Source organism: Microbacterium sp. 69-10 (genome assembly GCF_001897945.1).
Taxonomy (GTDB): Bacteria; Actinomycetota; Actinomycetes; order Actinomycetales; family Microbacteriaceae; genus Microbacterium.
On record NZ_MKRT01000006.1, the window covers coordinates 164,126 to 168,059 of the forward strand.

6 protein-coding genes are annotated in these 3,934 nt (G+C 69.7%); 3 read left to right on the top strand and 3 right to left on the bottom strand.

Annotation, left to right across the window (positions count from 1 at the left end):
- Positions 1 to 459: phosphotransferase (locus BGN97_RS02860; RefSeq protein ID WP_292697858.1), on the top strand; the 459-nt coding region annotated here is incomplete at its 5' end.
- A 205-nt stretch (positions 460 to 664) separates the two neighbouring features.
- Positions 665 to 862, top strand: a complete 198-nt coding sequence (locus tag BGN97_RS02865; protein ID WP_292697860.1) for a hypothetical protein — start codon at positions 665 to 667, stop codon at positions 860 to 862.
- Between the two features lie 13 nt (positions 863 to 875).
- On the opposite strand, the gene BGN97_RS02870 is transcribed toward BGN97_RS02865, so the two are convergent.
- From BGN97_RS02870 to ispG, 3 genes are all read right to left on the bottom strand, one after another.
- Positions 876 to 1,730, bottom strand: coding sequence for a hypothetical protein (locus BGN97_RS02870; RefSeq protein WP_292697862.1), 855 nt, complete (start codon positions 1,728 to 1,730; stop codon positions 876 to 878).
- A 67-nt stretch (positions 1,731 to 1,797) separates the two neighbouring features.
- Positions 1,798 to 2,130: a nuclear transport factor 2 family protein gene (locus BGN97_RS02875; RefSeq protein ID WP_292697863.1), complete on the bottom strand. Its 333-nt coding sequence runs from the start codon at positions 2,128 to 2,130 to the stop codon at positions 1,798 to 1,800.
- Positions 2,131 to 2,228: 98 nt separating this feature from the next.
- The gene (ispG, locus tag BGN97_RS02880) at positions 2,229 to 3,359 is read right to left on the bottom strand and encodes a flavodoxin-dependent (E)-4-hydroxy-3-methylbut-2-enyl-diphosphate synthase (protein WP_292697918.1); all 1,131 of its coding nucleotides are present in this window, start codon (positions 3,357 to 3,359) and stop codon (positions 2,229 to 2,231) included.
- Between the two features lie 77 nt (positions 3,360 to 3,436).
- On the opposite strand from ispG, the gene BGN97_RS02885 reads away from it, so the two are divergent.
- Positions 3,437 to 3,934 (top strand): pyroglutamyl-peptidase I (locus BGN97_RS02885; protein WP_292697865.1); only part of this gene is annotated, 498 nt, incomplete at its 3' end.

Sequence of the window (3,934 nt, forward strand, 5' to 3'; positions counted from 1 at the left end):
GCCGAATACGAGGCGCGTGCGACGGCCAGGGCGCTGCACTGGCTGGATGAGCCTCACCGCATCGACCCGGCGGTGGCCGCACGTGCGCGTCAGGTACTGGCATCCGTGCCCGCCCCGGCGACGACGCTGGTGCCGACGCACGGCGACTGGCAGCCTCGCAACTGGCTGATCGATGACGGCGTCGTACGGGTGATCGACTTCGGGCGGTTCGCACTCCGCCCGGCAGCCTCGGACCTCCCGCGCCTGGCAGCTCAGCAGTGGCGGGAGCGCCCGGAGCTGGAGGCCGCGTTCTTCGCGGGCTACGGTCCGGACCCGCGGGATCCGGACCTGTGGCGACTGGATGCCCTGCGCGAGGCCGTCGGCACCGCGTGCTGGGCGTTCAAGGTGCGCGACGAGGCGTTCGAGCAGCAGGGCCACCGGATGCTGACCGAGGCGCTGGACGCGTACGACGGTTCATGACCGCGGAGATGTGCACGATCTCGGAGACTTTCCGTGCACAGCATCCGAGATTCTGCACATCTCCGAAGTTCTGCCGAGCCTCGACCCCGCACCCTTGAACTTGTATCACTCCATCGCTACATTTTGTGTCAATCAATTGATTCATTGAGGTGGTGGTCAGCCGCTCGGACCGCCCGACCCGGCGAGCGCGGACGCCGCGTTCTCGGTGGCCGGCATCGGAGACTTCCTCGTCGACCTCCGCACGGCTCCGCCGGAGGCCGCGTCCGCCCTGGAACGCACCGCGGGTCTGCGCAACGGCGACGTGCTGCAGCCCCTGCCGATTCTCGATGCCTTCGACGCGATCGCGTACGTCGACGAGGTCACGCCGTGGCACACCTGGATCGACGAGGACGGGCTCGCCTGACGCCCTTAGCGGCTCAGGCCGGGACTGCCGTCGTCGTCATCACCAGCAGCTGCGGATCGCTGAGGTCCAGCGACACGGCGATGGATGCGAACTCGGCCAGCGAGCGCACGTGCGTGCCGCCGCAGAGGAAGCCGACTTCGCCCTCGGGGAGCGCGCAGCGCCAGGTGCGCCGGTCCGAGATGCCCGGGCCCTCGACGTCGATGCGGCTCTCGCCACCCGACGCGATCCAGCCGCCCAGCAGCTCGTTGATCCGCTCCTCGCGCTGGGCGAGCGAAGCCGCGAAGCCCTCGGAGTCGAATCCGGCCTTGCGCAGGCTCTTGCCGAGCCGATACTCGTCGACGCTGCCGTCCGGGTGGATGAAGCTGGTCTGGTTCGCCCGTCCCTCGAAGTCGGGATGCCCGAGCGGGTCGACACCGATCTCCTTGCGCCACAGGTCGGCGAGCGCGGCGTCCAGCGCCAGCGAAGCGAGATGACAGGCCGTGTGACCGCGGCTCAGCCCGGCCCGGCGTGCGGCATCCACCTCGAGACGCGCGGATGCCCCTGCGACGACGGATCCCGGGATCTCTCCGTCCACGCGATGGCCGACCAGCCACGTCCACCCGTCCGCGCCGCGCTTGACCGGGATGTCGGTGCCGACCGCCAGCTCGCCCTCATCGCTGACGGCAGCCATCACCGCCTCGGAGACGTCGAGCACGACGTCGGAGACGGTGATCGTCCCGCTGTCCCCCGGCTGATCGGGCCAGGTGTGATCGACCGGGTGGAACGGCGTCGCGTCGACCACGACCACCGCGCGCTCGCGGTCGACGGTCAGCACGTCGCCCTCACCGGTCAGAGAGCCATCGGGGAACGTCACGCGCGTGGACTGCATGCTCCCACGCTACGCGACCGAGGGGCCGGACGACGATGCGACCAGCGGCCGCGGAGCTCGCGGAGGTCTAGTGGTTCGGCGGGATCGTGAAGCTCGCGAGCCTGTCGCCGCGGACGACGAACACGCCCGTCGACTCCCCGTTGAAGACGTTGCTGCGCCAGCCGAAGCGGATGCTGGTGGTGTCGCCGGCAGTCTCGGACGAGAGCACCGTCATCCGCGCGCCGGCGCCGATCGCGTCACTGTCCGCCCAGGAGCGGATCCCCTCCGGGCCGGACTTCACCGTCCCCCAGTCGTCGACGAAGCCGTCGGCCGTGAACGCCGCGACGAACGCCTCGGTGTCGGCGGCGTTGATGGCGTCGACCATCGCCTGGACGGGCGCGGGAAGATCTGCAGCGGGCATCGGTGCCTCCTCGGTTCGAGCCGGGTCGAGTCCGGCATCCGGACACCGAGCGTAACCCGGGAGTGCCTCCGAGACCAGCCCCTGACCCCTGGTACCCGTCAGGCGGTGATGACCTGGGCGGTGCCGACCGCGGCGTCCGGACCCATCTCGGCGGCGATACGGTTCGCCTCCTCGATCAGGGTCGCGACGATCTCGGACTCGGGCACGGTCTTGATGACCTCGCCCTTGACGAAGATCTGGCCCTTGCCGTTGCCGGACGCGACACCGAGGTCGGCCTCACGAGCCTCACCCGGTCCGTTCACCACGCATCCCATGACGGCGACGCGCAGCGGCACGGTCATGTCCTTCAGGCCCTCGGTGACGTCCTCCGCCAGCGTGTACACGTCCACCTGAGCACGGCCGCAGGACGGGCAGGACACGATCTCGAGCTTGCGCTCGCGCAGGTTCAGCGACTGCAGGATCTGGTGGCCGACCTTGACCTCCTCGGCCGGAGGCGCGGACAGCGAGACGCGGATCGTGTCGCCGATGCCCTCGCCGAGCAGGATGCCGAATGCCGTGGCGCTCTTGATGGTGCCCTGGAATGCCGGCCCCGCCTCGGTGACGCCGAGGTGCAGGGGCCAGTCGCCCCGCTCGGCCAGCTGACGGTAGGCCTTGACCATCACGACGGGGTCGTTGTGCTTCACCGAGATCTTGAAGTCGTGGAAGTCGTGCTCCTCGAACAGCGATGCCTCCCAGACAGCGCTCTCGACGAGCGCCTCTGGCGTGGCCTTGCCGTACTTCTCCAGCAGGCGGCGATCCAGCGATCCGGCGTTCACGCCGATGCGCAGCGACACGCCCGCCGCCTGGGCGGCCTTCGCGATCGCGCCGACCTGGTCGTCGAACTTGCGGATGTTGCCGGGGTTGACTCGCACGCCCGCGCACCCGGCATCGATCGCCTGGAACACATACTTGGGCTGGAAGTGGATGTCGGCGATCACCGGGATCTGGCTCTTCGCCGCGATGATGTGCAGCACATCCGCGTCGTCCTGGGACGGCACCGCGACGCGCACGATCTCGCAGCCGGAGGCCGTGAGCTCGGCGATCTGCTGCAGAGTGCCGTTGATGTCGGTGGTCTTCGTGGTGGTCATCGACTGCACGCTTACGGGTGCGTCGCCGCCGACGAGCACCTTGCCGACCCGGATCTGACGGGACTTGCGGCGGGGCGCGAGGACTTCGGGGATGCGCGGCATCCCAAGGTTCACTGCTGGCACTCCTCAAGGCTACCGTCGCTGAGTGCATGCGGGCTGGATGCTCGTAGGCTGAGCCCATGTCGACGATCCTGCTGACCGGCTTCGCGCCCTTCGACGGTGCGGAGCGTAATCCCTCGGGAGACACCGTCGCGGCCGTCGCCTCGGGCTACGACGGACCTCACCGTCTGATCGCGGCCACTCTGCCGGTCTCGTTCGCGGGCGCGGCAGCCCATCTGCACGCCCTCGTCGCCGAGCACGGTCCGGATGCCGTGGTCGCCACGGGCCTGGCCGGCGGCAGCGATCGGGTGGCGGTGGAGCGCGTCGGCGTGAACCTCATGGACGCGCGCATCCCCGACAACGACGGCGCTCAGCCGATCGACGTGCCCAGTGAGCCGGGCGGACCCGCCGCGCGCTTCGCCACACTGCCGGTGAAGCGCATCGTCAGTGTGCTCGAGGAGGAGGGCATCCCGGCGCGCGCGTCGCTGTCGGCGGGCTCGTACGTGTGCAACCACGTGCTCTACACGGCGCTCGGAGCGTCCCGCCCCCATGTGCCGACCGGATTCGTGCACCTGCCG

Excerpts from the sequence above, each read along its gene's own strand:
- BGN97_RS02870 (WP_292697862.1), bottom strand. The coding sequence starts at position 1,730 with ATGCAGTCCACGCGCGTGACGTTCCCCGATGGCTCTCTGACCGGTGAG.
- BGN97_RS02875 (WP_292697863.1), bottom strand. The coding sequence starts at position 2,130 with ATGCCCGCTGCAGATCTTCCCGCGCCCGTCCAGGCGATGGTCGACGCC.
- ispG (WP_292697918.1), bottom strand. The coding sequence starts at position 3,359 with ATGCCGCGCATCCCCGAAGTCCTCGCGCCCCGCCGCAAGTCCCGTCAG.